This window comes from Polynucleobacter sp. AP-Elch-400A-B2 (assembly GCF_018688355.1).
In the GTDB taxonomy this organism is placed as follows: domain Bacteria; phylum Pseudomonadota; class Gammaproteobacteria; order Burkholderiales; family Burkholderiaceae; genus Polynucleobacter.
In genome coordinates this window covers 343,806-370,386 of record NZ_CP061317.1, presented here as the reverse complement: position 1 = coordinate 370,386, position 26,581 = coordinate 343,806, and the positions used below count along the sequence as shown (strand labels likewise).

The 26,581-nt window shown below is 45.3% G+C and carries 32 protein-coding genes; 11 read left to right on the top strand and 21 right to left on the bottom strand.

What is annotated here, in order from left to right:
• Nucleotides 1-2 precede the first annotated feature (2 nt).
• From FD977_RS01995 to FD977_RS01980, 4 genes are all read right to left on the bottom strand, one after another.
• Nucleotides 3-566, bottom strand: coding sequence for a phasin family protein (locus FD977_RS01995; protein WP_215305917.1), 564 nt, complete (start codon nucleotides 564-566; stop codon nucleotides 3-5).
• Between the two features lie 147 nt (nucleotides 567-713).
• Nucleotides 714-1,532, bottom strand: a complete 819-nt coding sequence (locus tag FD977_RS01990) for a peptidylprolyl isomerase (RefSeq protein ID WP_215305916.1) — start codon at nucleotides 1,530-1,532, stop codon at nucleotides 714-716.
• Between the two features lie 49 nt (nucleotides 1,533-1,581).
• A complete protein-coding gene (locus FD977_RS01985) occupies nucleotides 1,582-1,899 on the bottom strand; it encodes a hypothetical protein (protein WP_251369515.1) in 318 nt (105 codons plus the stop codon).
• Nucleotides 1,900-1,917: 18 nt separating this feature from the next.
• Nucleotides 1,918-2,691: a sulfite exporter TauE/SafE family protein gene (locus tag FD977_RS01980; RefSeq protein ID WP_215305915.1), complete on the bottom strand. Its 774-nt coding sequence runs from the start codon at nucleotides 2,689-2,691 to the stop codon at nucleotides 1,918-1,920.
• A 110-nt stretch (nucleotides 2,692-2,801) separates the two neighbouring features.
• Here FD977_RS01980 and FD977_RS01975 point away from each other — a divergent pair, with 110 nt between their 5' ends.
• A complete protein-coding gene (locus tag FD977_RS01975; protein ID WP_215305914.1) occupies nucleotides 2,802-3,332 on the top strand; it encodes a GNAT family N-acetyltransferase in 531 nt (176 codons plus the stop codon).
• A 174-nt stretch (nucleotides 3,333-3,506) separates the two neighbouring features.
• A complete protein-coding gene (locus FD977_RS01970) occupies nucleotides 3,507-3,725 on the top strand; it encodes a hypothetical protein (protein ID WP_046329638.1) in 219 nt (72 codons plus the stop codon).
• A 6-nt stretch (nucleotides 3,726-3,731) separates the two neighbouring features.
• Here the strand turns inward: FD977_RS01970 and FD977_RS01965 are convergent, their stop codons facing one another.
• Both FD977_RS01965 and FD977_RS01960 read right to left on the bottom strand, forming a co-directional pair.
• Complete coding sequence (locus FD977_RS01965; protein ID WP_215305913.1) at nucleotides 3,732-4,034, bottom strand: 4a-hydroxytetrahydrobiopterin dehydratase; 303 nt, start codon at nucleotides 4,032-4,034, stop codon at nucleotides 3,732-3,734.
• Nucleotides 4,027-4,761 (bottom strand): pseudouridine synthase, encoded by a 735-nt coding sequence (locus tag FD977_RS01960; protein ID WP_215305912.1) that lies wholly within the window; start codon nucleotides 4,759-4,761, stop codon nucleotides 4,027-4,029. The genes FD977_RS01965 and FD977_RS01960 overlap by 8 nt, the downstream gene beginning before the upstream one ends.
• A 100-nt stretch (nucleotides 4,762-4,861) precedes the next feature.
• Here FD977_RS01960 and FD977_RS01955 point away from each other — a divergent pair, with 100 nt between their 5' ends.
• Nucleotides 4,862-5,401 (top strand): DUF2889 domain-containing protein, encoded by a 540-nt coding sequence (locus FD977_RS01955; RefSeq protein ID WP_215305911.1) that lies wholly within the window; start codon nucleotides 4,862-4,864, stop codon nucleotides 5,399-5,401.
• A 6-nt stretch (nucleotides 5,402-5,407) separates the two neighbouring features.
• On the opposite strand, the gene FD977_RS01950 is transcribed toward FD977_RS01955, so the two are convergent.
• From FD977_RS01950 to FD977_RS01925, 6 genes are all read right to left on the bottom strand, one after another.
• The gene (locus FD977_RS01950; protein WP_215305910.1) at nucleotides 5,408-6,178 is read right to left on the bottom strand and encodes an SDR family NAD(P)-dependent oxidoreductase; all 771 of its coding nucleotides are present in this window, start codon (nucleotides 6,176-6,178) and stop codon (nucleotides 5,408-5,410) included.
• 105 nt (nucleotides 6,179-6,283) lie between these two features.
• Nucleotides 6,284-7,249, bottom strand: a complete 966-nt coding sequence (locus FD977_RS01945; protein WP_251369514.1) for an MBL fold metallo-hydrolase — start codon at nucleotides 7,247-7,249, stop codon at nucleotides 6,284-6,286.
• Nucleotides 7,215-7,799, bottom strand: coding sequence for a lipocalin family protein (locus FD977_RS01940; protein WP_371743115.1), 585 nt, complete (start codon nucleotides 7,797-7,799; stop codon nucleotides 7,215-7,217). The genes FD977_RS01945 and FD977_RS01940 overlap by 35 nt, the downstream gene beginning before the upstream one ends.
• Nucleotides 7,800-7,812: 13 nt before the next feature.
• Nucleotides 7,813-8,400 (bottom strand): protein-methionine-sulfoxide reductase heme-binding subunit MsrQ, encoded by a 588-nt coding sequence (msrQ, locus tag FD977_RS01935; RefSeq protein WP_215305909.1) that lies wholly within the window; start codon nucleotides 8,398-8,400, stop codon nucleotides 7,813-7,815.
• A gap of 23 nt (nucleotides 8,401-8,423) precedes the next feature.
• A complete protein-coding gene (msrP, locus tag FD977_RS01930) occupies nucleotides 8,424-9,386 on the bottom strand; it encodes a protein-methionine-sulfoxide reductase catalytic subunit MsrP (protein ID WP_215305908.1) in 963 nt (320 codons plus the stop codon).
• 155 nt (nucleotides 9,387-9,541) lie between these two features.
• Nucleotides 9,542-11,779, bottom strand: a complete 2,238-nt coding sequence (locus tag FD977_RS01925; RefSeq protein WP_215305907.1) for an NADP-dependent isocitrate dehydrogenase — start codon at nucleotides 11,777-11,779, stop codon at nucleotides 9,542-9,544.
• A 250-nt stretch (nucleotides 11,780-12,029) separates the two neighbouring features.
• On the opposite strand from FD977_RS01925, the gene FD977_RS01920 reads away from it, so the two are divergent.
• Nucleotides 12,030-13,232, top strand: coding sequence for an MFS transporter (locus FD977_RS01920; protein WP_215305906.1), 1,203 nt, complete (start codon nucleotides 12,030-12,032; stop codon nucleotides 13,230-13,232).
• Here the strand turns inward: FD977_RS01920 and FD977_RS01915 are convergent.
• Complete coding sequence (locus FD977_RS01915; RefSeq protein WP_215305905.1) at nucleotides 13,229-14,245, bottom strand: DUF6352 family protein; 1,017 nt, start codon at nucleotides 14,243-14,245, stop codon at nucleotides 13,229-13,231. The two genes, FD977_RS01920 and FD977_RS01915, sit on opposite strands and share 4 nt — an antisense overlap.
• Before the next feature lie 75 nt (nucleotides 14,246-14,320).
• Here FD977_RS01915 and FD977_RS01910 point away from each other — a divergent pair, with 75 nt between their 5' ends.
• The gene (locus tag FD977_RS01910) at nucleotides 14,321-14,668 is read left to right on the top strand and encodes an FKBP-type peptidyl-prolyl cis-trans isomerase (RefSeq protein ID WP_215305904.1); all 348 of its coding nucleotides are present in this window, start codon (nucleotides 14,321-14,323) and stop codon (nucleotides 14,666-14,668) included.
• A gap of 84 nt (nucleotides 14,669-14,752) precedes the next feature.
• Here the strand turns inward: FD977_RS01910 and FD977_RS01905 are convergent, their stop codons facing one another.
• Nucleotides 14,753-15,736 carry a transglycosylase SLT domain-containing protein gene (locus FD977_RS01905; RefSeq protein WP_215305903.1) on the bottom strand — a complete coding sequence of 328 codons (984 nt, stop codon included), beginning with the start codon at nucleotides 15,734-15,736 and terminating at the stop codon, nucleotides 14,753-14,755.
• Nucleotides 15,737-16,255: 519 nt separating this feature from the next.
• On the opposite strand from FD977_RS01905, the gene FD977_RS01900 reads away from it, so the two are divergent.
• Complete coding sequence (locus FD977_RS01900) at nucleotides 16,256-17,275, top strand: DNA/RNA non-specific endonuclease (RefSeq protein ID WP_215305902.1); 1,020 nt, start codon at nucleotides 16,256-16,258, stop codon at nucleotides 17,273-17,275.
• Nucleotides 17,276-17,279: 4 nt separating this feature from the next.
• Here the strand turns inward: FD977_RS01900 and FD977_RS01895 are convergent, their stop codons facing one another.
• Nucleotides 17,280-17,522 (bottom strand): DUF3820 family protein, encoded by a 243-nt coding sequence (locus tag FD977_RS01895; protein WP_215305901.1) that lies wholly within the window; start codon nucleotides 17,520-17,522, stop codon nucleotides 17,280-17,282.
• A 154-nt stretch (nucleotides 17,523-17,676) separates the two neighbouring features.
• Between FD977_RS01895 and FD977_RS01890 the strand changes: the two genes are divergently transcribed.
• From FD977_RS01890 to FD977_RS01875, 4 genes are read left to right on the top strand one after another with little or no spacing between them, the layout of a single operon-like run.
• Entirely contained in the window at nucleotides 17,677-18,585 is a 909-nt protein-coding gene (locus FD977_RS01890) for a DUF6662 family protein (RefSeq protein WP_251369513.1), read from the top strand.
• A 10-nt stretch (nucleotides 18,586-18,595) separates the two neighbouring features.
• The gene (locus FD977_RS01885; RefSeq protein WP_215305899.1) at nucleotides 18,596-19,150 is read left to right on the top strand and encodes an FMN-binding protein; all 555 of its coding nucleotides are present in this window, start codon (nucleotides 18,596-18,598) and stop codon (nucleotides 19,148-19,150) included.
• Complete coding sequence (locus FD977_RS01880) at nucleotides 19,147-19,974, top strand: FAD:protein FMN transferase (RefSeq protein WP_215305898.1); 828 nt, start codon at nucleotides 19,147-19,149, stop codon at nucleotides 19,972-19,974. The genes FD977_RS01885 and FD977_RS01880 overlap by 4 nt, the downstream gene beginning before the upstream one ends.
• Nucleotides 19,971-20,396: a hypothetical protein gene (locus FD977_RS01875; RefSeq protein WP_215305897.1), complete on the top strand. Its 426-nt coding sequence runs from the start codon at nucleotides 19,971-19,973 to the stop codon at nucleotides 20,394-20,396. Before FD977_RS01880 ends, FD977_RS01875 begins: the two co-directional genes overlap by 4 nt.
• A gap of 62 nt (nucleotides 20,397-20,458) precedes the next feature.
• Here FD977_RS01875 and FD977_RS01870 read toward each other — a convergent pair whose 3' ends face one another.
• From FD977_RS01870 to FD977_RS01860, 3 genes are read right to left on the bottom strand one after another with little or no spacing between them, the layout of a single operon-like run.
• Entirely contained in the window at nucleotides 20,459-20,644 is a 186-nt protein-coding gene (locus FD977_RS01870; RefSeq protein ID WP_215305896.1) for a DUF2892 domain-containing protein, read from the bottom strand.
• A gap of 33 nt (nucleotides 20,645-20,677) precedes the next feature.
• The gene (locus FD977_RS01865; RefSeq protein WP_371743114.1) at nucleotides 20,678-20,995 is read right to left on the bottom strand and encodes a metalloregulator ArsR/SmtB family transcription factor; all 318 of its coding nucleotides are present in this window, start codon (nucleotides 20,993-20,995) and stop codon (nucleotides 20,678-20,680) included.
• 13 nt (nucleotides 20,996-21,008) lie between these two features.
• Entirely contained in the window at nucleotides 21,009-21,881 is an 873-nt protein-coding gene (locus FD977_RS01860; protein WP_215305895.1) for an MBL fold metallo-hydrolase, read from the bottom strand.
• Nucleotides 21,882-21,947: 66 nt separating this feature from the next.
• On the opposite strand from FD977_RS01860, the gene FD977_RS01855 reads away from it, so the two are divergent.
• Nucleotides 21,948-22,772 carry a sulfite exporter TauE/SafE family protein gene (locus tag FD977_RS01855; protein WP_215305894.1) on the top strand — a complete coding sequence of 275 codons (825 nt, stop codon included), beginning with the start codon at nucleotides 21,948-21,950 and terminating at the stop codon, nucleotides 22,770-22,772.
• Nucleotides 22,773-22,876: 104 nt separating this feature from the next.
• Here the strand turns inward: FD977_RS01855 and FD977_RS01850 are convergent, their stop codons facing one another.
• The 3 genes from FD977_RS01850 to FD977_RS01840 are packed head-to-tail and all read right to left on the bottom strand — an operon-like array spanning nucleotide 22,877 to nucleotide 26,446.
• Entirely contained in the window at nucleotides 22,877-23,605 is a 729-nt protein-coding gene (locus FD977_RS01850) for an ABC transporter ATP-binding protein (RefSeq protein ID WP_215305893.1), read from the bottom strand.
• A gap of 31 nt (nucleotides 23,606-23,636) precedes the next feature.
• A complete protein-coding gene (locus tag FD977_RS01845; RefSeq protein WP_215305892.1) occupies nucleotides 23,637-25,565 on the bottom strand; it encodes an ATP-binding cassette domain-containing protein in 1,929 nt (642 codons plus the stop codon).
• Between the two features lie 2 nt (nucleotides 25,566-25,567).
• Nucleotides 25,568-26,446 carry a branched-chain amino acid ABC transporter permease gene (locus FD977_RS01840; protein WP_215305891.1) on the bottom strand — a complete coding sequence of 293 codons (879 nt, stop codon included), beginning with the start codon at nucleotides 26,444-26,446 and terminating at the stop codon, nucleotides 25,568-25,570.
• Nucleotides 26,447-26,581 lie beyond the last annotated feature (135 nt).

The window sequence follows — 26,581 nt, the reverse complement described above, 5'->3', positions numbered from 1 at the left end:
CCCTATTTTTTCTTCGGTTTTTGTGCGGAGCCATCTTTCTGCCCAGCCGAAAATTGATTCATATGCTCCATACTCTTCTCAAAGTTTGAAAATGAATCTGTCATAGCCGCACGAATCTGATCAAAATTCTGCAATGCATTATTAAAAGAGGTTTTAAATATCGAGGTATATGGCTCAGCACCCGCAGGAGAATTTTGTGTTGCCTCGTTCACAAAATGAATTAAGTCATGCTGCGACTCTTTAATCATTGTCTCGGCAATTTTTGCCAACTCTTTATTTCCGCTAGCGAAGGCTTGGAATAGTTGGGACTGATACTCGGCCACCTCTTTTGCTGCATCTTGCAAAACCTCAGCATGTACAGAATCAAATACTGACTTAGGATCCTGCGTTTTCATGAGCTCTGCTACTTTGGCTTGCATTCGGGAGGAGAGCTCTTGTGCAGCTCGCTGATTTAGTTGAGCAATCTCTTGAGCGCTTGTTAGTGCTACCTGGCCAGCTGCCTGAGCAGCCTTCATGCCCTTGGTCTGATTTGCTATTACATTCAGGTCAAATGGATTCTTAATCATGCGTATCTCCCTAGTTCAATTAGTAATTTATTTAATCTACTCCTGAATGCTAGGTATTGAGATAGAGAAATACCACTAGAGACAGGGAGAAATGCAAAAGGGCATTCAGGCGCCTTTTTTTACTGGAGCAAGCTTACTTGTCCTGTTTTAGCGTACGACGATATTCGCACCCTGACGCAATTGGGAGAGAAACTCAAACTGTTTTTTCTGCATCATGGCATTACGAATAGCTGCTTTAGCTTGTTCATAAGTTGGGGGCTTGCTAGATTTTTTGTCTTCCAACTTAATTAAATACCACCCCTGCGGCATCTGAATCGGAGCAGGAGAAACCTGGCCTTTTGATAAGGCTGTAAGAACGCTAGCAATCTGTGGCAAAGTTTGCCCTACCTGCACCCAGCCTATAGCCCCACCTTGAACCTTATTGGGCGCAAGTGAAACACTCTTAGCCACTTTATTAAAAGACTCGCCTTTCTTTATTCTAGCTAGGGCAGCTTGTGCATCAGCCTCAGTAGCAACTGCAATGTCACTTACCTTGTATTCCACAATCATCCCTTGTGGGCCTAAGGAAGCGATCTCACGGTTATATTCCGCTTGCACATCAGCATCACTCACTGGATTTTTAGCCATATAAGTAGACAACTCTAAGTCCGCTAAATAATTTTGCCGAATCAAGGCTAGCTGACTATTCGCCCTGTCAGAATTAGCAAGCCCATCCTTCTCAGCCTGCTGAGATAGGAGTGAGATTTCAATCATTTTTCCTAAGACTGCATTACGAAGTTCCGGAGAATCTTTTTGACCTTGCGCTAAGGCAGCCTGAATACCTTGCTCAACAACATCATTGCTGATGATCGTCCCATTAACGGAAGCAGCAGCATTCACGGGTAAAGTGCTCTGGGAATATGCGGTCGTTGAAAGGCCTAAAGCTATCACTAGGCTTGCAAGGTAAGAAATGGAAAGGGATTTCATGGATAACTCTTTTCTAAAATATAGAAGCAATATTAACAGTTTGCGATCATTAAAAAGTGATAGTCGCGGGGATTGGCTCGAACGGCGCAGCTGATTCAGTGCCCTGCGCTTCGGCCTGCTCCTCACCATCTGGATTTTTGACATAGCGAGCATCAAATGGTTTATTCGGACTCTGCCTGATTGGGGGAGGCTCTGTATACACTGGGCCAGCAGGAGTCTCTATTGGTGCAATAGGCTGACTATTAAATTCCTGAATTTGCTCAGAAGTATAGGGTGAGAAGGTCTGCGCCATTACAGCGAGTGAAATGGTGTAGCTATAAGTAAGGATAAAAATAGTGCTTGCTAGACGCCAAATTGAAATAGTCATGACGCTTTCTTTTTATACTTAAGCGAGTAAGCCATCAGTAATTAATTTAATACTAGACACTAATAAGAAAAATTGGACGATGATGAAGTACCACTTAGCCGAAATCTTTTTGGCCAAATAAAATCCTAGGTAGACGCCTGACGGCACTAAAGGTAAAAACAGTATCGAAGTACTTAATTGATTGAAGTTGAGTAAATCAAGATAGGCATAAGGAACTAGCTTCCCAAAATTCATTACAGTGAAAAAAACACCTAATGTTGAAGAGTAAACGATGGGAGAGACTTTCTCTCTTAGCATATAGATTGTGATGGGGGGTCCACCTAAATGCGCAACAAAAGAGGTGAATCCGGATACACCCCCCATCAATCTGCCAAGCCAAGGAAATGACTTCGCCTCTTTTAGATCAATGCGCGACATCACAACACTTTGGATCAAAAAGAGGAAAGTAAAAATTCCAATCGAAAGAGAAAGAATTTTGGGGGTAATAGCTGAAAAGAAGAGATAGCCCAAAAGCATTCCAAATGCAGCAGGCAATAAAACTAACTTCAGTATTCGCCAATCGGCATTTTTGAGAAATCGTCGCAGCCCAACCAAATCAATTGCGATCAAAAGTGGCAACATCACTGCTAAAGCCTCATTAATACTGGACTGGCTTGCCATCAGCGGTAATGAAAGCACTCCTAGGCCAGCACCGAACCCACTTTTAGAAATACCCACAAGAATGATACTAATCGCCGCAAATACAAAAAAAGCAGTGGAGTGGTCGTTAAAGGCTTGAAAAAAAGAAGTCATGAAAAGTTTACTAAATACATAATAAGTAAGAGTCCATTTTAGGGCTAAAAGCTTTTAACAGAGATCTAGGAAGGTATCCTAAGACAAATAGGCTTTCCAATTTATAACTCATGAACATGTCAATCCCATTTACCAATACGTCCTATAAGCTTGGCGATAGGAGTTATTACCAGATTCGTCCTATCCAAGCAAATGATCGAGGGCGAATCATTGAGCTATTCAATCATCTCTCACCTGAAAGTCGCTATCTCAGATTTGCCCATGCCATCTCGAAACTTCCAGATGACTTTCTCGATGATATTTTGCACTTGGACTATAAAAAAGAAATGGCATTACTTGCGGTAATGACGAGCCATGCCGGCACTGAGGAGATTATTGGAATTGCACGCTATGTGACACCGCCTAATCAAAATGCTTGTGAATTCTCCTTGAGTGTCAGCGATAGCCATACTACGCAGGGTGTTGGTACACATTTGATGCTGGATCTCATTGAATATGCAAAAAAGAACGGCTTACAAGAAATGATTGGATATGTCCTGAGCAAAAATTCTAGAATGCTGCATCTGGTCTCTGATCTGGGCTTTGAGACTCATAGCCAGGATGATGATCCTGACTTTAAAACCGTCAGTCTGCTACTGTGAACCAATCAAACCAAATCCACTCAGAAAATTCAATCTTCATGAGATGCTCGGATTTGAGTGGCTAAAAACAGCTCAAAATCCCGTCTTCAAAGAAGTTCTTGCGCTACTCAAATAATAGGGCTGGGCTAGCGAGTCTTTATTTGCTATTCTGCAGCATCACTTAAAGGATTTTTTATGACGAACGATACTCAAACCCAAAACGACGAAGATTTTGATTACGGGTGCGAATGCGCCATGACACTTTTAAATGAGCCAACAGAAGATTGTTTAAATGATCTGATTGATGAGCTTGATGAAGATGGCATGATCGCTACAGAAGTAGTTTACGGTCTCCTAGCAACCATCCTTATGAGCATTACTTCCGAGGATGAAGATGATGAGGAAGTGCAGTAAAACGAACTAAGCTGAGATTTGTAGGGCGAATTGATCCATGGCACTCGCCATGGCGACATCCAGCTCGGTCAGAGCCTTCATTGAATGGGTGCTCAATTTCACTGATACCTTATTCCAAGCATTTGACCAGTCTGGGTGATGGCCTAACTCCTCAGCGAAGTCTGCACACAGCGTCATGAACCCAAAGGCGCTCTTAAAATCCTTAAATACAAACACCCGCTCCAGCTCTTGAGTATTGAGATGCACCTGCCACTCAGGCAACACTTTTGCAAAGTCAAAATCTTTAGAAAGTAGATTGGGTTTAGACATTGGGAGCTCCTACACTCTGAGATAGTTTCTGTAAATCATCTGGGTATAACCAGCGCCACTCACCCTCAGGCAAATCTGCTGGCATGATGTATTGTCCGATTTCGGTACGGTGTAGCTTGGCAACATGATTACCTGCTGCTGCCATCATTCGTTTTACTTGATGATAGCGGCCCTCAACAATAGTCATTGCTAAAACATGCTCTCCAAGCTGCTGACATGCTGTAGCAAAACAGGGTTTTGGATCATCATCCAACACAACGCCTGTTAATAAATGATCGATTTGCTTTTGGGTAATGGGCTCAGGAGTGGTGATCTCATATACCTTGCCGATGTTTTTCTTGGGCGTGGTCATCCTATGAATAAACTGACCATCATCCGAAATCAAAATTAAGCCAGTAGTGTCAAAGTCTAAGCGCCCGACGCATTGCAAGCCTCGCTCCACAAAAGGTTTAGGCAACAAACTGTAGACGCTGGGGTGATGCGTAGTTTTATGAGAGCACTCATAGTTTGGTGGCTTGTTAAAAGCAATATAGGCCTTTTCATGAAACTCCCAATCTTTACCCTCAACATTGAGCATTAATCCCTCGGTAGCAATCCGTTCATCTGGATCATCGGCTGGAACACCATTGACCTTGATTAAGTCGGCATAGACTAAATCGCTGCAATAGCGCCTGGTGCCAAAGCCTTGGCTAAATAGTATTTTTTCGAGAGAGATTGGTTTGGTCATACCTTGCCGAGAATACTACAAAGCTGCCATCACAGTAGCTGTGGAATGAAGCCGTTATGATGGATATATCTCGCTTCCAAGCCACCTACTTACTACTGCTATGCTCTCAACTCCAGCCCCCAGAAATCCTCTCCACACTCGTGAAATTACTTTTCAGGGCTACGCTAGAGAAGATAGCCTGTGGGACATTGAGGCGCATTTGCGAGATTTTAAATTTCAGCCATTTACCACTGGCGGAAAAACCTGGGAGCCAGGCCAAGCTTTTCACGATATGTGGGTTCGCATTACCGTCAATACTGAATTAGTGATTCAAGCAATTGAAGTGGCTATGGATAGCCACCCCCACCCAGAATGCCCACAAGTGATACCGCCGATGGATGCACTGATTGGTACCCGTATTGGCAAGGGCTGGCGCAAAGCTATTAATGAACACCTTGGAGGCATTAAGGGTTGTACTCATTTACGAGAACTTCTGAGCAACATTGCTACCGCTGCGTTTCAGTCTATTCCAGGGGCACTATTTGACCCGGATGACAACAAGCCACCGCTCTATTTGGGAACCTGTAAATCTTGGGATTTCGATGGACCAGTAGTGATGCGCGTCTACCCCCAGTTTTACAAATGGAAACCTACAATTTAGGTTTTATTACAAATCGCCCCGATGAATATTAAGACCACTGAACGCCTGCTGTACTGGCATCAGCTCGACTAAATTAATATTCATATGACTTGGTAAGTTGGCAGACCAATAAATAGCTTCTGCCACATCATCCGCACTCAATGCTTTCACGCCGGTGTAGACCTTGCCGGCTTTACTATCATCACCCTTAAAGCGCACATTGGAAAACTCAGTTCCAGAGCACAGTCCCGGCTCAACGCAAGTAACGCGTACTGGCGAACCAATTAAATCTGCCCTGAGATTTAAGCTAAATTGCTGCACAAAGGCTTTAGTACCTCCGTAGACGTTGCCACCCGGATAAGGATAATTTGCCGCCACTGAGCCTAGATTAATTACATGGCCACACTTACGCTCTACCATTCCCGGTAAAAAGGCACGCGTCATGTGCACTAGCCCCTTGATATTGGTATCAATCATCCGATCCCAATCCGTGAGTAAAGCTTGATGCGCTGGCTCAAGCCCCAAAGCCAATCCAGCGTTATTAACTAATACTGTCACTTTGGCAAACTGGGCTGGTAGTGTGGCCGCGAGTCCATCAACCATTGCGCTATCGCAAACATCGACAGCTAAAGTAAGTAATTTTTTCTGCTGCTCTACCGGCAAGGATGCTTTTAAAGCCTCCAGGCGCTCGGCTCTTCTGCCCAAGGCGATTACTTGATGGCCATGCGCCAAAAACCGTCTCGCAGTTGCCTCTCCAAAGCCAGCGGTAGCACCGGTAACTAAAACTGTATGTTCCATATTGATCTACTTATTTTTCTAATTGGCTGAGTTATTTATATTACTGCGTATATGACATTGTTACGTATTTTTACTCGCTTCCTAATTTCATTGGCTGAGCACTACTCAAGCAATGTTAACTAGACAATCTTTCTGGATAAAGGCTGCATTCGACTTCACTAAAGCCTCCACCAACCAGACTTGAAAATCTTCAGCACTCATATTGAGTTGCTTGCGTATATTTTGTAATACTGGTGTTCCTGCGATCCATTGCTTTACCTTTGGCATCTCGAGACTTCGCCATTCCAATAGTTTGTACTTCAGGAGCACCTTAGCCCCATGACGTGCATTGCGATCAGGATCACTGGAGAGGTAATCAAGGCGGGATTTTGCGGTCTCAATCGACTTCCTGACATCCGTAAAAGGCTTGCCATGTCCAGGAATAACCAAGGCAACGGGGAGCCCTTCAATCAATTCTAAGGTCTGCGCAACTTCTTCAAAGCCGCCCTCGCCCCAGAGCTCAGGAAAGATAACTCCAAAACCCTCCTCCCACAACGCATCGGCAGAGATCAAGATTTGATGCTGCTCTTGGTACAACATAACTGAATGGTTGTCATGGCCTGGAGCAGCCAGAATTTGCCAGCGATAAGAGCCCAAGATAATTTCTTCGCCAGGCACGAGAATGGCATGGTGTGTGAAGCGTGGACACTCTTGTCCTAGCTCTTCAAAACTGAGTAAATTCTCATCCCAGTCTCGCACCGCGATTGCCTCCGCCTCTGGTATCCATATCTCGCAATCAAATACTTCTGATAAAGCTGCGTTACCCCCGCAATGATCGGAATGCAGGTGGGTGTTGACTACTTTATTGAGCTTATTTAAACCCTGCTCCTGCAGTTCATTAGTGACTAGATCAACAGTCATCTGCTGGTGCGCACAGTACCCACTATCAACCAGTGATATATCTTCCTCACCAAAGAGTAAAACATTGTTTGCTGATAACCACCCGCGCTCGAAAATCTCTATTCCGGATGGGAGCAAGTAATTGCCGATGTGCTTTTCAAATGCCATCAGTTTTCTGCGCAGTGATTTCAAGCTTTTGAATATCGAATTGCTGTTGCTTTAAGCGCTGCAATAAATCGGCATAGACTTTGGGGTCGAGCTGAGGGGTCCTTGATAACACCCAAAGATATTCTCTTTTAGGATCGCTCACAGCCGCTAATTGATATTGCGAATCTATATCAATCACCCAATAGTCACCCCATACCAAAGGCAAAAAAGAGAGCCACTCAGGGGCGAAACGTACCTCTAATTTAGGTGAATCCTTGCTACCAATTTGGCGAGCTAAACCCTCTGCCTCCGAAGTCTCACCAGCGGCAGTTTTGCAGCTATTGAGAACCCGAAGAGTGCCATCTGGCTTCGCGCCATAGACAGCTTTGGTATTAGATGCACATTTTTTCTGAAACCAGTTCGGGAATTTGGCAATCTCGTACCAAGTGCCGAGGTAACGAGGGACATCTAAAGTGGCTATGGTCTTTACTGCCTGATCGCCTTGCTGAGCCATGACCTGCGTGGATCCGAAGCAAATCAGTAGCAAGCCCAATAGAGCAAGCAATGAATCGCGAGAGTGAGGAAATAGGGTCATGAGCAAAATATCTTTAAATGGTAAATCGCTTGCCCAAAAGCTTGCGAATATAAGGAATCCTACAACATAAGAGCAATAGCAAAACCACTGCATAGATTGTGACGGTATCAAAATCATTCTTGCCTGCCTTGTGCCACCAATAGTGGAGGATTGCAGTGCAGGCAATCAGATAAATGAGTCGATGTAAGTGTGCCCAGCGACGACCCAGTTTTCTTTGAGCCCAATGGGTAGAGGTCAGTGCTAGTGGTAATAGCAAAACCAGGCTAATAAAGCCCATCGTAATAAAGGGCCGCTTGACTACGTCTTTGAACATCTCTATGAGATCAAAAGCCTGATCTAGCCAAAGCCAAATTACAAAATGGAGTGATGCGTAAAAGAAACTAAATAGGCCCAACATTCTGCGATACCGAATCCACGTCGTTGAATTCGTGAGTAGGCGTAATGGTGTCATCGACAGCGACAAACACAAGAAGACTAGCGCCCACGTTCCCGTAGAGCGCGTAATGAACTCAATCGGATTCGCGCCCAAGCCATCAGTAAACCCCAACCAAATCAAACGATCTAGCGGGAGTAGCGCTAACAGGAAAATCAGTAACTTCATCCCACTTTACTTATCGTTTTGCATCAATAGAATTTCTTCAAATCCATCCCGGCATACATACTCGCCACTTGATCGCCATAACCATTAAACATTTGGGTTTTTATTTTAGGGGCAAAGGCACCTTTAGAGTCACCGATCCGGCGCTCGGTCGCTTGACTCCAGCGAGGGTGATCTACCGAAGGATTTACATTGGAATAAAATCCATACTCACGCGCATCAAACTGACTCCAGCTAGTCTTGGGCATTTCTTCCGTTACACGAATTTTTACAATCGACTTCGCGCTCTTAAAGCCATATTTCCAGGGCGCTACGATTCTGACTGGTGCGCCATTTTGGTTTGGTAGCGTCTCTCCATAAAGACCGAAAGTGAGCAGTGTCAGAGGGTTCATTGCCTCATCCAAGCGTAGACCTTCGCGATAAGGCCACTCGATAATCTGACTCTTGAGACCCGGCATTTGCTTGCGATCAGCCAAGGTAATAAATTCAACATACTTTGCAGAACCTAAAGGCTGCACCTGATTTAGTAATTTGGACAATGAGTAGCCATCCCAAGGAATGACCATCGACCAACCCTCAACGCAGCGCATACGATAAATACGCTCTTCCATCGGAGCAAGCTTGAGTAAAGCATCTATATCCAAGGTCATCGGCTTTTTAACCAAACCCTCAATCGTCACCGTCCATGGCCGAGTTTGCAAACTATGGGCATAAGCAGCGGGATCTGATTTATCCGTTCCAAACTCATAGAAGTTGTTATAGCCAGTGACATATTGATAAGTAGTTGATTCATCTTTCAGAACAAAGTTTGGGTTTGGCGTAGCAATTAATTTTTGCGTATTACTAGCAAGAGCCTCACGCGAAAACCAAGGTGCTAGTGCTAGACCAAAGGCTCCAGCCGCAGCACTCTTAATTAAGTCACGACGTCCCTCAAAGACTGCTTTAGGGGTAATTTCCTGGGAAAGCCGCTTTTGCTCATTTATGGACATATCAAAGTCTCCTCAATGGATTTAATCTCATAGTGACAATAGGTCTTATTCTCCTACGCCTACCAATTTATTGCTGAGCTACTGTACCGACCCAAAATGCGGACAAGAAAAAGGGTAAACCCAGCGGTTTACCCTTCTCGTGAAGCAAGTTGATCTTAAGTGGCTGATGCCGTTTTTAAGATGCTATTCAAGGTAGCGCTTGGACACATCACTGCCACAAACTTGTCGTGATCAGGCATGTAATAGCCACCAATATCCGCCGGTTTGCCTTGTACCGCCTTGAACTCAGCAACAATCTTTTGCTCATTCTCAGTCAATGCTTTTGCAATCGGGGCAAAGTGGGCTTGCAATTCTTTATCTTCAGTTTGCGCAGCTAAAGCCTGAGCCCAGTACATCGCTAAGTAAAACTGGCTACCGCGATTATCTAGCTCACCAGTACGTGGTGATGGCGACTTATTGTTATCCAATAATGTGCCAGTAGCTTCATCTAAAGTGCGAGCCAAGATTTTGACTTTAGCGTTACCAGTCTTATCACCAATATCTTCTAAAGAAACTGCTAGAGCCAAGAACTCACCTAAGGAATCCCAGCGCAAATGATTTTCTTCAACCAGCTGTTGAACGTGCTTAGGAGCAGAACCGCCAGCACCAGTTTCAAAGAGGCCGCCACCCGCCATCAACGGCACGATAGATAACATCTTGGCGCTAGTACCGAGCTCCATAATTGGGAATAAGTCAGTGAGGTAATCGCGCAAAATATTACCGGTCACTGAGATCGTATCCTTACCGCGAATAATGCGCTCTAAGGTGTAGCGCATTGCGCGAGTCTGCGACATGATCTGAATATCTACACCAGTTAAGTCGTAGTCTTTTAGATAGACTTGAACTTTTTTAATTAATTCAGCCTCATGTGGACGGTACTCATCCAGCCAGAACACGGCTGGAGTATGCGACAAGCGTGCGCGGTTGACTGCTAACTTCACCCAGTCACGAATCGGCGCATCTTTAACTTGGCACATACGCCAGATATCGCCCTCTTCCACATTCTGCTCCAACAAGACTGTGCCATCATCCGCAACAATACGAGCCACACCAGCCTCAGTGATTTCAAAGGTCTTGTCATGTGAGCCGTACTCTTCTGCCTGCTGGGCCATCAAGCCCACGTTAGGTACTGTACCCATCGTTTTTGGATCGAAGTTACCGTGCGTCTTGCAAAAGTTAATGATCTCTTGATAGATGCGAGCGAAAGTACTTTCTGGAATAACCGCTTTGGTGTCATGCAAACGACCATCAGCACCCCACATCTTGCCGCCCACACGAATCATTGCTGGCATCGATGCATCTACGATCACATCACTTGGTGAATGCAGGTTAGTAATGCCTTTGGCAGAGTCCACCATCGCTAACGCTGGGCGGTGCTCATGGCAAGCATGTAAGTCCTGAATGATTTCTTCACGTTTAGATTCTGGCAAAGTTTTGATTTTTTCGTACAAGCTACTCATACCGTTGTTTGGATTGACACCTAACTCATCAAACAACTTGCCATGCTTTTCAAATGCGTCTTTGTAGAAAATCTTTACAGCATGACCAAACACGATTGGGTGTGACACCTTCATCATGGTGGCTTTTACATGCAAGGACAACATCATGCCAGTCTTGTAAGCATCTTCGATCTCTTGTTCATAAAACTCGCAGAGTGCTTTTTTACTCATGTACATGCTGTCAATAATTTCACCAGCAATTAAACTCACTTTTGGCTTGAGAACAATCGTTTTGCCACTCTTCGTTACTAGATCCATCTTTACATCACATGCCTTGGTCATGGTCATTGACTTCTCACCTGCGTAGAAGTCACCACCATGCATATGCGATACGTGCGTACGGGAGGCTTGGCTCCACTCACCCATCGAGTGCGGGTTCTTACGGGCATAACGCTTAACAGCGTTTGGTGCACGGCGATCAGAGTTACCTTCGCGCAATACGGGGTTTACTGCGCTACCCAAACACTTGGAGTAATGCGTACGAATTTCTTTTTCAGCATCATTTTTAGGATCATCTGGAAAATCAGGGATTTTGTAACCCTTGGCTTGCAACTCTTTAATAGCAGCGAGCAACTGTGGAACTGAAGCACTGATATTGGGCAACTTAATGATGTTGGTTTCAGGCAATAAAGTCATACGACCCAGCTCAGCCAAATTATCGGGAACTTTTTGCTCTGCAGTTAAGCAATCAGAGAAGTTTGACAAGATACGCGCCGCAACAGAAATATCGCTTTCTACAACCTGAACTCCTACTGGCGCTGTAAAAGTACGAATGATTGGCAAAAATGCACAGGTTGCCAATAAGGGCGCCTCATCTGTCAGCGTGTAAATAATCTTTGATTTCTCTGAAGCCATTGATGTTTCCTCGATATGGGTAAATATTAGGGGTCGGCCTTATACCGAACCACTCTCGCATTCCGCACACAACACTTCAGGCGCTTTTGGCTATCTTGGGTGTAATTTCACGCACTGGACCGAGAAATCTATTTTAAATCATCGACCCCAGCAATTTCAGGGGTTTTAGGCAGCAAATTGGTTCAATTGCCCAATTTAAGGGAATCCACCATGCCCAGCCTGCACTGACTAACATCGTAAACTGCAATGCATGACGAACAAGCACCCTTTACTCAATAAAAACCTCGTGCTGCTGATTCTTTGCCAGGGCTTGTTTTTGACCAACAATGTGACCTTTATCGCCATTAATGGCCTAGTTGGGCTCAGTCTGAGTCCAGTCGCCTGGATGGCTACCTTGCCCGTGATGGGCTACGTTGTCGGGGGCGCCTTCTCAACCTCCATTGTTGCCAAAACCCAAAATTACTTTGGTCGCAAAATTTCTTTCCAGTTAGGTCTTCTGGTAGCGGTCTTTTCAGCCCTTCTATGCGCCTATGCCGCCGTTTCCAAAAACTTCTGGCTACTGGTGCTCGGTACCTTTATTGCAGGCTATTACAGCGCCAATGGGCAGCTCTATCGATTTGCGGCGGCTGAGTTGACTGCGGTTAGCCAGAGAGATAAGGCAGTCTCTTGGGTGTTAGCTGGCGGGATTCTTGGCGCAGTGATTGGCCCCAATCTTGCCTCATGGACTAAAGACTTCTTTGATACCGCCTTTTTGGGCGCTTACCTCACTCTCTCGATAGCCGGCTTTATCGGGATCATCGTGATGCAATTCATCCACTTTCCAGAAGAGTTCAAGACGCAGCATTCACTTTCAGCCGGCAGGAGTCTTAAAACCATTCTGCAACAACCGGTCTTTCTAGTTGCCGTAATCGGCGCATCTTTGGGCTACGGCGTAATGAACCTCCTGATGGCAGCCACCCCACTTGCCATGCAAATTTGTGAACTCCCGTTTTCGGATACGGCTATGGTTTTAGAGTGGCATGTGATTGGCATGTTCGCGCCCGGTTTCTTTACTGGCTCGCTCATTCAGCGTTTTGGCACACTCAAGATCATGGGCGTCGGAGTCATACTCAATCTCCTGTGTATTGCAATTGCACTTACCGGTGTCGACTTCCACCAATTTTTAATTGCCTTATTTTTGCTGGGCGTTGGCTGGAACTTTTTATTTACCGGCTCCACATCGTTAGCGATGACTGCATACCGACCAGAGGAGCGCGACAAAGCTCAGGCAGCAATTAACTTCTTTGTGTTTGGCACTATGGCTTTCACCTCCTTCGGCTCCGGAGCGCTGATTACCTCTCAGGGCTGGAATATCCTCAATCTAGGATCGCTACTTCCTGTTGCCGTCACTGCTGGTGCTTTGATTTGGCTGAGCGCTAATCTTAAGAAGACTAGCGCCTCATCTAGCGCTTAAGAAGCTTTTGCTAAAGGTAGATTGAAGAGCAGGTTTTGCGGTTTGAGTTTGAGCTGCTTCTCATCATTCATGGCAATGCCCATGTATACCGGCTTTCCAGCCTGAGCTTGAGTCACTGCAGCCTCATCAATAAAGTCCAAACGGAATAAGCAAATCACCTTCTCAAGTTCGTCGGTGTCAACCGTCTCTTTGTTGTAAAGCTTATTGAGGATATCTGTCGCTGCAGCATCTAGGCCAACATGCCAAGACCATTTTGGATCGGAGATTTGCTGCATTGGCGTAATACGCACTTGTGCACCTAAAAAGTGCTGCACCCATTTTTCGAGGACGCGGCAAAAATGATTAATAGGCGGCTGACCAAAGTTCAACTGCACTGCAAAGTCATAGTCCTCGCTCTTATCCCAATAGAGTTCCGCGTTTTCTTCATGCAAGACATCTAAGTCGATCGAGCGCATAGACATCGACTTACTTTTGAGCAGATCTAAGATATTGCCAGTCTCCCCTGCCTGAGCATTGCGAGTCACGACCTCATCATCTGCGCCCATCACCACACCGTCCTCCAACACAGTAATCTTTTGAGTCCGGAAGAAGAGTTCACCCATGCGTGCATCCAAAGGATGGCAATCCTCCCCCAAAATATGTCGAATAAATATTTGCGCTAATTGAGAAATAAATAAGGGCGGTACATCTACGCCATCACCCTTAAACAAGCTCATGTAAAAGTTCTCTAAAGAACTAGCGGCTAATAGCTTGGCCCGATACCTGAGCCACACTTGGTAGTTCACCTGAATATCGGAATCTGCCATGCCAGCAATTTCCTCATCGGCAATCACTGCGCGGGGGTTCTCACTTAAACGCTGATGTAGGGCGCGCTCAACATTACAGGATTCAGGAACGAGGTTTAACTCAGGGCGTAGTAAGTAAGTACGCAGAAAATCATCAGTTACCAGCAGTTGCTTATCAGACCCCACCGTCAGGGTTTTATACGCAGAATGAGGCCAGAAGTTTGTCATGTTAGTTTGCTCGAACAAAAAGGTTACGCTCAGAATATACTAGCCCCTCAATTTCAGCCAAAGAGGAAGATAAACGTGAGCGAACTCCAAAAAATAGATACCGTTGTGGGCGATGGTAAAGAAGCGACTGCCGGCAACCATGTAGACGTGCATTACACCGGATGGTTATTTGATGAAAACGCGCCAGATCATAAAGGTCAAAAATTTGATAGCTCCTTAGACCGCGGCCAGCTGTTTAGTTTTCCTTTGGGCGCTGGCCATGTTATCAAAGGCTGGGATGAAGGCGTACAAGGCATGAAAATTGGTGGCAAGCGCACCTTAATCATTCCATCTGAGATGGGTTATGGTCCACGTGGTGCCGGTGGTGTGATTCCCCCAAATGCAACACTGATATTTGATGTGGAGCTTCATGGCGTAAATTAATCCGCCCTGCATTCGCAAGTAATAAGGCCACTCGTTTAAATAAACTGAGTGGCCTTTATTTTTTCTTGGGAAAAACTGTAGATCTTATGAGCGTAAATCTTTACCGTTCAAAGTGAATTTGTTGGGCGTTGCTGGCTGACACAAGCTAATCAAACGATTTCTTTCCGCCATCACCTTGTCGGTATAGCCGCCATCGTTCTCTGCGTTGGCAGCACCAACATAGTATTTCAAGCCATTACGCAATGAGCCGCTAGTGGCAATCAAATACTTCAATATATAAGCGCCTACCCGAATATTCACCTCAGGCTTTACCGCATCAGAAGCGCCACCATACAAGGCGTACTTGTCCTTATGAATCGCGGTCATTACCTGCATCAAGCCTTCAGCACCAGCGTGGCTCTTAATTAGGGGGTTAAAGTTGGACTCTACCGAAATCACGGCAAGCAAGAGTACTGGGTCAATATTGACTTCCTTTGCAATCAACACAGTATTGGATACATATTCCTCGATCTTGGCGCGATCCAACTTGTACTTCTTCTCAAAGAAGTCAGCTACTGCGCGTTGATTTTGAATGGATACCATCAACTTTGAATCCAGCGCCTGAGGATCAATTTTTGAAGTGGGAATGCGATCAGCCAAATGGGAGATCGGCTTTACTTGGGTATGCGCAACTGAGGGCATCAACAGGGCAACTGTTTGTTGCTTAGCACTAAATAAACTACTGTCAGGCATAGCTAATGTATTTCCGTAAAGCACATTGGCAATTTCTTCATCGGCAGATGCCTTAGCAGTCGCTTCTTGATACTGATCGAGCATGCCGAAACCGTTTTGCCAAACTATATGGCGAGCTTCGTCTGGAACCAGGATTCGAGCTAAATCAAATGCACCTGCTTGAGTTCCGTTACCGGAAAGCCAGAGTCCGACGGTCATGAACACGGTCACAATCAATAGACCATTCATGACCCTGTAGACAGGGGATAGAGCATGAGCGAGCAAATTCTTAGCGTGAGCCGTTGCTGGCTGTGCTAGTTGCGTGTCACTCGAATTGGCAGAAAAACATTTAATCATTCGTAGTCTTGCAAGCCCTCAAAAAATCAACACTCAGATTTATGTTGCATTGCAATAAGTAAAAAACATGAGTCACTGTAAAAAGGTTCTTATATCAAGTCAAGAATAAGGAAACTGATTTTCATAACTTATAGGTCTTGAAATACGGATGATCCCTATGAAAGCCTGAGGATTTGATATTTATCCATTTAAATTCAATAGTTTAAAGAAGTTAGTGGGGACTTATTTCATATAATAAAAAAGTGCTTAAATTCCGATTTTTTTACCTTTTTTGCTCTTCAAAAGAGACGCCTGACCCGTACATCTAGTATTTTGATGGGCTAAATTTTCTACCGGTAGTGTTTTTTCGTTCATGAGCTCAAGTTACGCCTTGGCCTGTTGAAATTTGTTTTGCTCAAATGAAATATCAGATAAAAGAGTTCTAAGCACTCATCAATACCAGCCTTAGAGCTAGCTTGATCGCCACGTATGGGCAAAATCTTCGCCCCCTGATGACAACACTCACTACACTCATATGTAATGAAAGTCTTGGCCAAACCCCTCTTATTAATCTTGATTTGGCTACCACTGAGCGCGTCAGCTCTCTTCGATCAATGCCAGGATCTATTCCCAAATCAACAAATACCCAGCACCACACAGGTGGGGCGAGACCTTTGTTTTGATGATTTCGCGATCTACTACTCGCCTTCAGATAAAAAGCCCATTTATACAGTTGAGAGGTTAAGTAGCCAACAACTCCAGGAGCCACACCCTCGCCGCACCAATCAGTTCTACGAAGAGGCCAGGCTCCCAGCACATGAACGCTCCGTACTGGCAGACTATCGCGGCAGCGGATATGACCGGGGTCACAACGTGCCAGCTGGTGACATGACAAGTGAGAGGGGAATGGCGCAGTCCTTCTCCCTGGCAAATATGATGCCGCAAGCTCGGCAAAACAATCAAGGCATCTGGGCTAAACGAGTTGAAGAGTCCACGAGGATGTATATCAAGCGCGTTCAAGGCGATGTCTTTGTCTTTACTGGATCGGTGGGTCATGCCGGCAGCATTGGCAGAGGCAAGGTCACCATTCCGAGTCATCTCTACAAGCTGGTATACGATCCTGCCAAAAAATTAGCTTGGGCTTATTGGGTCGAAAACACCGATGATGCACAAATGAGTGCACCGATCTCCTATGCCGAACTCATTCAAAAGACCGGCATCGACTTTCACCTTCCGATAGAGGGTAATGAAAGTAAGTCCAGTAAATCAGCTGAAAAGAGTAGTTCGGAGGCCAGGCCTATGGTGGGTGGGTGGTATCCCGTTTTTTTTGATCAGTATTCGGGTGAGAAGGTTTTAGCACTGGCCTCTAACATCAAAGCGGGGAAGGTTAGCAGTGTGCAGATTCAATACGACCGCAATCTAGGGTTGGCTCAAAAGCTGGCGCAAGAAATTCAGGCGCAAAGTGCATTGCAGGCCACCCTCTTCCTGAGCAGCCCGCCAGACTCACCTAGTGTGATCTATGAACGCAATCGCGTCATAGTAATAGTGCGCTCTAAATAAAGCTTTATTGCTCGCGATTGCGAGGAGCAATTCCATGAGCTCGTTGGATAGGGGCCAATAATCCGCGTAAGCCATTATGGTCTAGGGTGTGCATCAACCCCAGCAACTGGCCCAGCTCGCTCTTAGGAAATCCCTCACGAGCAAACCACGCCAAATAATTGCTAGGCAAGTCTGCAAGCGCACGGCCAGCATGTTTGCCGAAAGGCATCTTCATTGTGACCAGCTTCACCAGGGCTTCTGAATCCATAGATCCAAATCTTACAAGCTCGGGGGCATTCCCAGGCAAAAACTCAACAACAAAGCGCGCAGGGTCAATTTCTCAATTGAGAATTGTTCTCATTTACTGTATATTGAGAATCATTCTCATTTACTTTTATTGACCACCCCACTAGACCATGAAAATGACTATCAAAAGACTTGTTGCCTTTAGCATCCTCTTAGCCACAGCCCTGCACTTCTCATTCGCCAATGCGGGCGAAGGTGCATTTGGTTGGATTTACACCCTCGACCTGCAACCCAAAGGAAAACTCGAGTTTGAACAACGCTTACAACTCAATAAACAACAAGCTGCCGGCACCTACGATGCGTGGACAGCTAGAACCGAGTTGGAGTACGGTCTGACCAATGATTTACAAATTGCTGGCTACATTAATTCCTACTACACCAGCGCGAGTCAGAATTACACCAACTCAGAAGCTTGTGGCGATAGCCCAAGCTGTACAGGTGGGTATGGGGTGCCATCTAGCCATGACCCAGCCACTCCCTACAGAAAAAGTGGCATTGAGGGTGGATCACTAGAAGCAATTTATCGACTTACTAATCCAGTGACATCACCCGTTGGTGTCGGTCTCTATTTAGAGCCAACTATTGGTAGAAATAAAAATGAAATTGAAGCGCGCCTACTATTGCAATCGAATTTCATTGATGATCGTTTAATTTTGGCAGGTAACGTAGTTGTAGCGAATGAACGCTTAAAGTTTATTGAAAATGGCAACGTACCAGAATCGATGCTCGACTTCCTTGTGGGCGCGAGCTATCGATTTGCACCTAAATGGTCTGCCGGTGTTGAGGCACGTTTCCACAATGACTACTCAGAATTGAATTTACGCAATCAAGTCCAACGTGCCACTTTTGTGGGGCCCAATATGCACTACGCCGCTAAGGACTGGTGGGTAACGGGTGCTTGGCGCTATCAACTTAAAGGTGGCACCTGTATGGGTGGTGGAGAAGCCGAATGCTCAAATGCGCGTGTTTGGGATAGTCATTCAGTGAATGAATTTATCGTCAAAGTTGGATTCCCTCTGAACTAATGAAATAAATATGAACTGGAAACCTAACCCCCTATTCATCATTGGTTTAACTATGACAACCGCACCAATCATTGCACAGGCCAAGATTTATGTATCGATTGAACAAGCTCAAAAGATACTGCTACCCAATAAATCGCTTGTTAAAAATCCCATGATCATCACCGATGAGCTGCAAGACAAAATGCGCTCAGCTTCGAGTATTCGACACCCCTTTCAAGGAGACCGAATTTGGAGGGCGACTGACGGAAGCTGGTTCATCGTAGATGAGGTAGTCGGTAAACATGAAATGATTACTTACGCAGTTGCACTCAATCCATCGGGCGCAGTAACTGGAATTGAGATTCTAGAATACGTTGAATCTTACGGATACGAAGTAGCAGAAGCCAACTGGCGTAAGCAGTTTGTCGGAAAGACGGCTGCGGACCCCATTAAACTTAATCAAGATATCCAGAATATTGGTGGCGCCACTCTCTCCTGTAAACATCTGACTGATGGCGTAAAGCGGGTTGCGGTCTTATATGAGATCGCCTTAAAAAATCAGACCTTAAGCCTAAAAGCAAAATGATTCGTTGCAAGCCACTTTTAGGCACCTTCGTAGAAATTAGGATTGAAGATCCATCACCCCCATTAAAAGCACTAGATGAGGCTTTTTTAGCTATTGAAAAAGTGCAATCTTTGATGGGCTTTCATAATCCTGATAGCGAGCTTTCCCAGATCAATGCTAGATCCTATTTCAAACCTGTTCGGATTCACCCTTGGACAGCTGAAGTTCTCAGGATTGCAAAAGAGGTTTACCTCCAATCCCAAGGTGTATTTAATTGTGGAGTTGGTCATCGTCTAGTGGAGGCAGGCCTACTCCCAAGGCATCACACCCTCAATGATTGCTCATTTGGAGGCATTGAAGATCTCCAATTTATTGAACTCTCCTTGGTTCGATCGTCACTACCACTTTGCCTTGATCTTGGCGGCATTGCCAAAGGCTACGCAGTAGATAAAGCCGTTGAAGCTTTACTTGCTAATGGCGTCCAAGCTGGATCAGTCAACGCGGGCGGGGATATCCGCATATTCGGGGGTCGATCTCAAGCTATTCAAATCCGCAATCCATCTAAACCGCATGAACTCATCCAGATTGGTAGCATGTCAGCAGGTGCGATTGCCACTAGCAGTCTCTACTTTGCAAACCGTAGTAGCAGCTCAAAGAGCTTTATGGTGAACCCCCTGAATCAAGGTCATATTGAGTTTTCAGAGTCTTACTCAGTAGTCGCCACTAGATGTGTCTACGCAGACGCCTTAACTAAGGTGGTGAGTATTTCCAGAAATACTCACCATCCTTGCTTAAGTCACTTTTCTGCCCAAGCAATCTGCATCCCCAATTCCCAATCCCTATGAAGAATACAAATCGCCTTGGCAAGATGCCAGTATGGCAAAAACACTTTGTTCAAATCGGTATATTGAGTTGCTCCCTCACTGGGACAGTTTATTTACTTGGTCATGAATTCCATATTGAACGAGCTGTCTTGGGAACCCATTCAGTATTGGCATGGCACGGCATTGCTGCCATATTGGCTACGATGGCTCTAGGCTCAGTCTTACCCTTTCATTTGAAAGCGGGCCTGAAGTCCAAGAGAAAGCTATGGAGCGGCTTAAGTCAATTGGCTTTTTTAGCCCTCTTATTAGTATCGGGCGCCATGTTGTACTACGGCCCTACAGAAATTCGGGATGGGGTCATTGCAACCCACTGGATGATTGGTATTGTCTTCTTTGCTATCTTTCTGCTGCACGGTGTCTATGCTAAAAAACTACCGTCTTAAATACAAAATAAGACATATTGAGTCACTTGATCTCAATATGTCTTAATCAAAACTTGCGGTGCTCACTTAGAGCAAAAATTATTTCCCAGTAATAAGTAGGCTGGGCAGAAACGGAAAATACCAGTAGCCATAGGGATGAGTCCGAGCCAACCCCACCAACCTACGATACCGTTAGCTGCAAGTGCAACTAGCACAATGCCTACTGAGATTCTTAAAATACGATCGATACCGCCGACGTTACATTTCATATTGAACTCCCTTTGAAAACGATTAAAGAATGATTACTTCTTACAGAAATGCTTGTATAGCAAACTCATCACTGCGACAGCAACCTCACTAGATAGGGTGTAATAAATTTGCTTTCCTTCTCTACGCGTTTTAACCAGCTTTTCTTTACGCAATACGGTAAGTTGCTGCGAGAGAGTAGGCTGATGCAAATCTAGTGCCGCCTCTAACTCACCAACACATTTTTCTGCTTGACCGATTTCACATAAGAGCATCATCCGATCTCGGTTTGATAGGACCTTCATGAGCTTGCAGGCATCATCTGCGGATGACTGTATCTTCTTTAATTCTGCTTTGGAGATAGGCATATTCATGGTTATTCTCTGATCAGAGCGCATTCAAAGGAATCTTTAAATACGAGACTCCATTGCTATCGGCATCAGGAAAATGTCCAGCCCGTATATTGACCTGAATAGAAGGCAAGATGAGTGTTGGCATCTCTAAGGTGTTATCTCGTGTAGTGCGCATTTCCACAAATTGCACTTCAGTCACCCCATCATGCACATGAATATTATTTGCCTTTTCATCAGCAACAGTACTCACGCCAGTTGCAGGTCGATTATTTGGAGGATAGTCATGGCACATATACAACTTAGTCTGGTCAGGATAAGACAAAATCTGTTGAATAGATTGATAGAGCGTCTTCGCATCACCACCAGGAAAATCACAACGAGCTGTACCTACATCTGGCATAAACAGGGTATCGCCCACAAAGATGGCATCGCCGATTTCATAAGCCATACAAGCAGGTGTGTGACCCGGCACAAAGAGCGCCTTTAAGGAGAGGTTTCCGAAAGCAAGCGATTCGCCTTCTTTTACCAAGCGATCAAATTGAGCGCCGTCCGTTTTAAAGTGATCATCTAGATTAAAGACGTCTTTAAATACCGCCTGCACATTGGTAATGTGATCCCCGATCACCAACTTGCCACCTAAGTGACTTTGTAAATAAGGGGCAGCCGTTAAATGGTCTGCATGAGCATGGGTCTCTAGGATCCAATCCACTTGGAGCTGGTGCTTCTTAATAAAGGTAATCACCTCATCAGCAGACTTGGTGCCAGTCCTGCCTGATTTAGGGTCATAGTTCAAGACAGAGTCGATGATGACGCATGGACTTCCCTCATCCTCATAGACCACATAGGTATAGGTCCAGGTTTCTGGGTCAAAAAAGTCTTTTATCAATGGGGTGGGCTTTGTCGTCAATTGATTCTTTCGGGTACCTAAATAATATATATATTTATATACTATATTAATATAAAATAAATTGCAATGGATTACTCAACGCTCATCAGCCCAGCACTAGGCACTCTAGTTGGCATCCTCATGGGTCTCACTGGCGCAGGGGGTGGAATTTTGTCAGTACCCCTCTTAGTTTTCTTTCTGGGGCTATCCATTACAGAGGCAGCCCCAATTGCCCTATGTGCAGTTGCCCTAGCTTCTACTATTGGCGCCATTCTGGGTCTCAAAAATAAGATCTTGCGCTATAAAGCAGCAGGTTTTATGGCGATCTTTGGTTTAGCGCTATCGCCACTAGGGCTTTGGCTTGCGCCTCAGATTCCGAATGCGCCCTTACAGATTCTGTTTAGCCTCATCTTGTTATTTGTTGCTATTCGTTTGTTAAGCCAGGCTCGCAATCAGATTAAGGGCATCCCAGAAGAAAATAGAAAGCCTCCGCCCTGCCTCATCAACCCTACTATTGGGAAACTCCAGTGGACCCTGCCTTGTGCTCGCGCCCTTATGCTCGCTGGTAGTATTGCAGGCTTCCTATCTGGTCTATTGGGTGTTGGTGGTGGCTTTATCATCGTGCCTGCACTGAAGCGTTATACCGACTTACCTATCAAATCAATCGTTGCCACCTCGCTGGGAGTGCTGGCCATCATCACTGGTGGTGGGGCAATATTCTCGGCAGTTAGCGGGAGCTTAAATATCTTCGTTGCTGCGCCTTTTGCACTTGCTGCCTTAGGCGGGCTATTGATTGGGCTGCTAGTGGGTAAAAAATTAAGTGGGCCGCATACCCAACTCATTTTCTCGATCTTCTCCCTCATCATTGCTATTAGCCTGCTAATTAAAAGCATGCTAAGTTTGAATCTGTGAGGCTATCTTACTAATTCAAAACTAGAGAGTTAAAGAGCTGGTTTAGTCACCAATAGAAAAAGCCCTCTTTCGAGGGCTTTTGAATAACATAGTGCTGCCCAATCTTAGTGGCTGCTAGCTCCACCCAAGTAAGCCGCTTTCACAGCAGGATCATGCATTAACTTATCAGCTGGGCCATGCGTTGCAATCTTACCGTTCTCAAGAACATAACCGTAATCTGCAACCTTCAAAGCCGCCGCAGCGAACTGTTCAACCAATAACATCGTCACACCTTGTGATTTGAGATTAGAAATAATTCTGAAAACTTCCTCAACCAAAATTGGTGCCAAGCCCATTGAAGGCTCATCTAAGAGAATGATCTCTGGATTGAGCATCACGGCACGGGCCATCGCCAACATCTGCTGCTCACCACCTGACAATGTTCCAGCCAATTGATTGCGACGCTCTTTTAAGCGCGGGAACATTTCGAGAGATCTCTCGAGATCGTTCTTAATGTCGCCTTTTGGACGGCTGCCTGTAAAACGTGGAAATGCCCCCAACAGGAGATTGTCATTCACAGACATCGTCGTAAATACACGACGACCTTCTGGGCTATGCGCCAAACCAAGACGTGCGATTTTATGAGAGTCGTAACCATCAATTTTTTCGCCGCCCAGGGTAACTTCACCGCTGGTTGGTTTAATCATGCCGGTAATGGCACGCATAGTAGTTGTTTTACCAGCGCCGTTTGACCCGATCAAAGTAATGACCTGCCCTTTAGGAACATCAATATTGATGCCGTGCAGAACTTTTACTTTGCCGTAGCCTGCTTCAAGATTCTTAATAGATAACATGGTATTTACCGATTCAATATGGTTCTAGTGATTAAGTACCCAAGTAGGCATGAATCACCTTCTCGTCTGCCTGAACTTCAGCTGGTTTACCTTCTGCAATCTTCTGACCGAAGTCCAATACAGAGACGGTATCGCAGACTGACATCACCACATCCATATGATGCTCAATCAGGATGAAGGTAATACCGCTATCGCGGATCTTGCGAATAATGCGCAAGAGTTCTTTAATATCCGGAGCTGTCAAACCAGCAGCTGGCTCATCCAACAAGAGCAGCTCTGGATCCAAAGCCAAGGCGCGGGCAATCTCTAAAGAGCGTTGTTTACCGTATGGCAAATTACGCGCCTCTTCATTCGCTAAATCTTCCAAGCCCACAAACTTCAATAAGGCCATCGCGCGGGCATGTGCTTCTTGCGATTCCTTTTTGTAGCGTGGCAAGTTCAGCGCAATCTCCAACATATTGGATTTAAAGGTGTGATGCAAGCCAACCAAAATATTTTGGATGGCAGTCATTTCACCGAATAGCTGAACGTTTTGGAAGGTACGTGCGATACCAGACAAGGCAATATCAGAGGAAGTGCGACCAACTACGCTTTCACCGGCATACAGCACGTTACCAGCCGTAGGCTGATAGATACCAGTAAGGACGTTCATCATGGTGCTCTTTCCGGAGCCGTTTGGTCCGATCAAGCCGTGAATGGTTCCGCGCTTGATGCTGAGATCCACATTGTTCAAGGCCTTCAAACCGCCAAACTGCATCAGCACAGAGTCAACCTTAAGAAGCTCAGTGCCTGCATTTTGATTGTTGACTGCGCTAATGAAGCTGATTGAATCATCAATTGCGTCTGCTTTTTCACCACGGGTGGTGACTGTTTTACCGACGATGGATTGGTAGAAGCTCTTCGCAAAACCAACGATACCGTTTTGAAGGTAATACACCACCAACAAAATCATGAATCCGAAAATACTCAAACGCCAATCGGAGATTCTGTCTAACCAGAATGAGAATGCTGCTAGACCAACTACTCCTGCCAAAGGCACCATCACGCGTCTTGGTGTGGTGACTTTCTTGGAGAGGGCCATAGCCGCACCAACTGCAACTACGATCGCGATCGTAGAAGCAACAATACGGAATAAATTAATATCGTCGAGAAGTTTAGGTAGCAGAACAATAATGGCCGCGCCTAGTAATGCACCCAAGCGAGACTTACGACCACCCATAATGACTGCCAACAAGAAGAGAACAGCTAATTCATTGTTGTAGGTATTTGGGGAGATATATTGCTCCGAGTAGGCATACAAGCAACCAGCCAGGCCAGCAAAGCCAGCACTAATTACGAACGCAATGACTTTGTAGCGATAAACCGAGACACCCATACAGTCGCAAGCCACCGGACTATCACGTAAGGCCTCAAAAGCACGGCCCATCTGGGATTTAACAAAACGGTCAACCACCACCATCGCAACAATCAAAACAATACAGACCAACCAGAAAAACTGTGCCTTTGACATGGGAGCGCCCATCAAATCAGGCTTAGGAATTTTGATTCCTAATGGGCCTTCTGTGAGCCATGTCATTTCGTTAATTAAGATCTGGGCAATTGTTCCAAATGCCAAGGTCACCATGGCTAAATAAGGTCCAATCACTTTTAGTGCAGGCAGGGCCAAGATTCCGCCAAAGATCGCTGTGACAACGATTGATGCTGGCAAGGTCAGCCAAATTGGAGTGCCGAAGTGGAAAAACAATACACCGGCGGTGTACGAACCAATTCCGAACAAGGCAGCGTGGCCCAAAGAAACTTGACCAACGTAACCCACCACAATATCTAAGCCATACAAGAGAATGGTGTAAATCAGAATCGTTTCTATCAAGTGAATGTAGTACGGATTACTGATAAATAAAGGTAGGCTAAATAAGCCAACAATTGCAATTAATAGAGGTAATAGAGACTTCGATTTCATTATTAAACTTTCTTGATTGCAGTTTTACCAAAGAGACCGGATGGCTTAAATGCAAGCACTAATAAGAGCAAGATCAAGCCTGGTACGTCTTTGTAGCCAGTAGAAATATAAAAGCCTGTAGCAGTCTCAACAATTCCAAGAATCAAACCACCCACAATGATTCCCATACCACTTGAGAGGCCGCCAATAATGGCCACTGCAAATGCTTTTAAACCCAAAGCGCCGCCCATAGCAGCGCCGGTTAATGTCAACGGCGCAATCAGTACACCCGCAAAGGCAGCAGTTAAGGATGAAAGTGCATATGAGAAGGTAATTACCAAACTGGTATTAATACCCATTAAGCCAGCAGCATCGCGATCGTTTGCTGTTGCGACAACCGCTTTACCGTAAATTGTTTTACGGTTAAAGAACTCCACTAACAACATCATGACTAAGGCGCCAACTACAACCAAGATTTCCATTGGCAAAATGTTTGCCCCAAGGAATTCCATTGGCTCCATTGGTAGCGGGGATGGAAATGGCAATGCATCACGTCCCCAAATATTTTCAGCGACGTTTTTGAAAATAATGCCCAGTGCGATCGTGGACATAATCCAACCGAACTCAGACTTAATCTTAATCGCAGGACGCACACCAATCAGCTCAACGAAGCCACCTTGCACCATTCCGAAAAGGCAGACTATTGGAATCATGAGCCAGTAGTTCATACCGAGCATGTCAACACAGGTAAGGCCAACCAAGGCGCCCAACATTAAGGCCTCGCCTTGACCGAAATTCAACGTGCCAGAAGTAGCAAAAGTCAGCTGAAAGCCGAAAGCAATGACCGCATAGATCATGCCGACCGCTATACCGCTGGAGAGGATTTGTGCAAACATTTCCATGATGTAGACCTAAAAAATTCTAAAACTGTTTTATGAACGATTCGACATTGTAAGCAAAACGCCGCTTTGTAGGCGGCGTTTTGCTTATTTATAACTCTTTAATTGCTGCAGTGCGGAAAATTTCAGTTTCCGCAC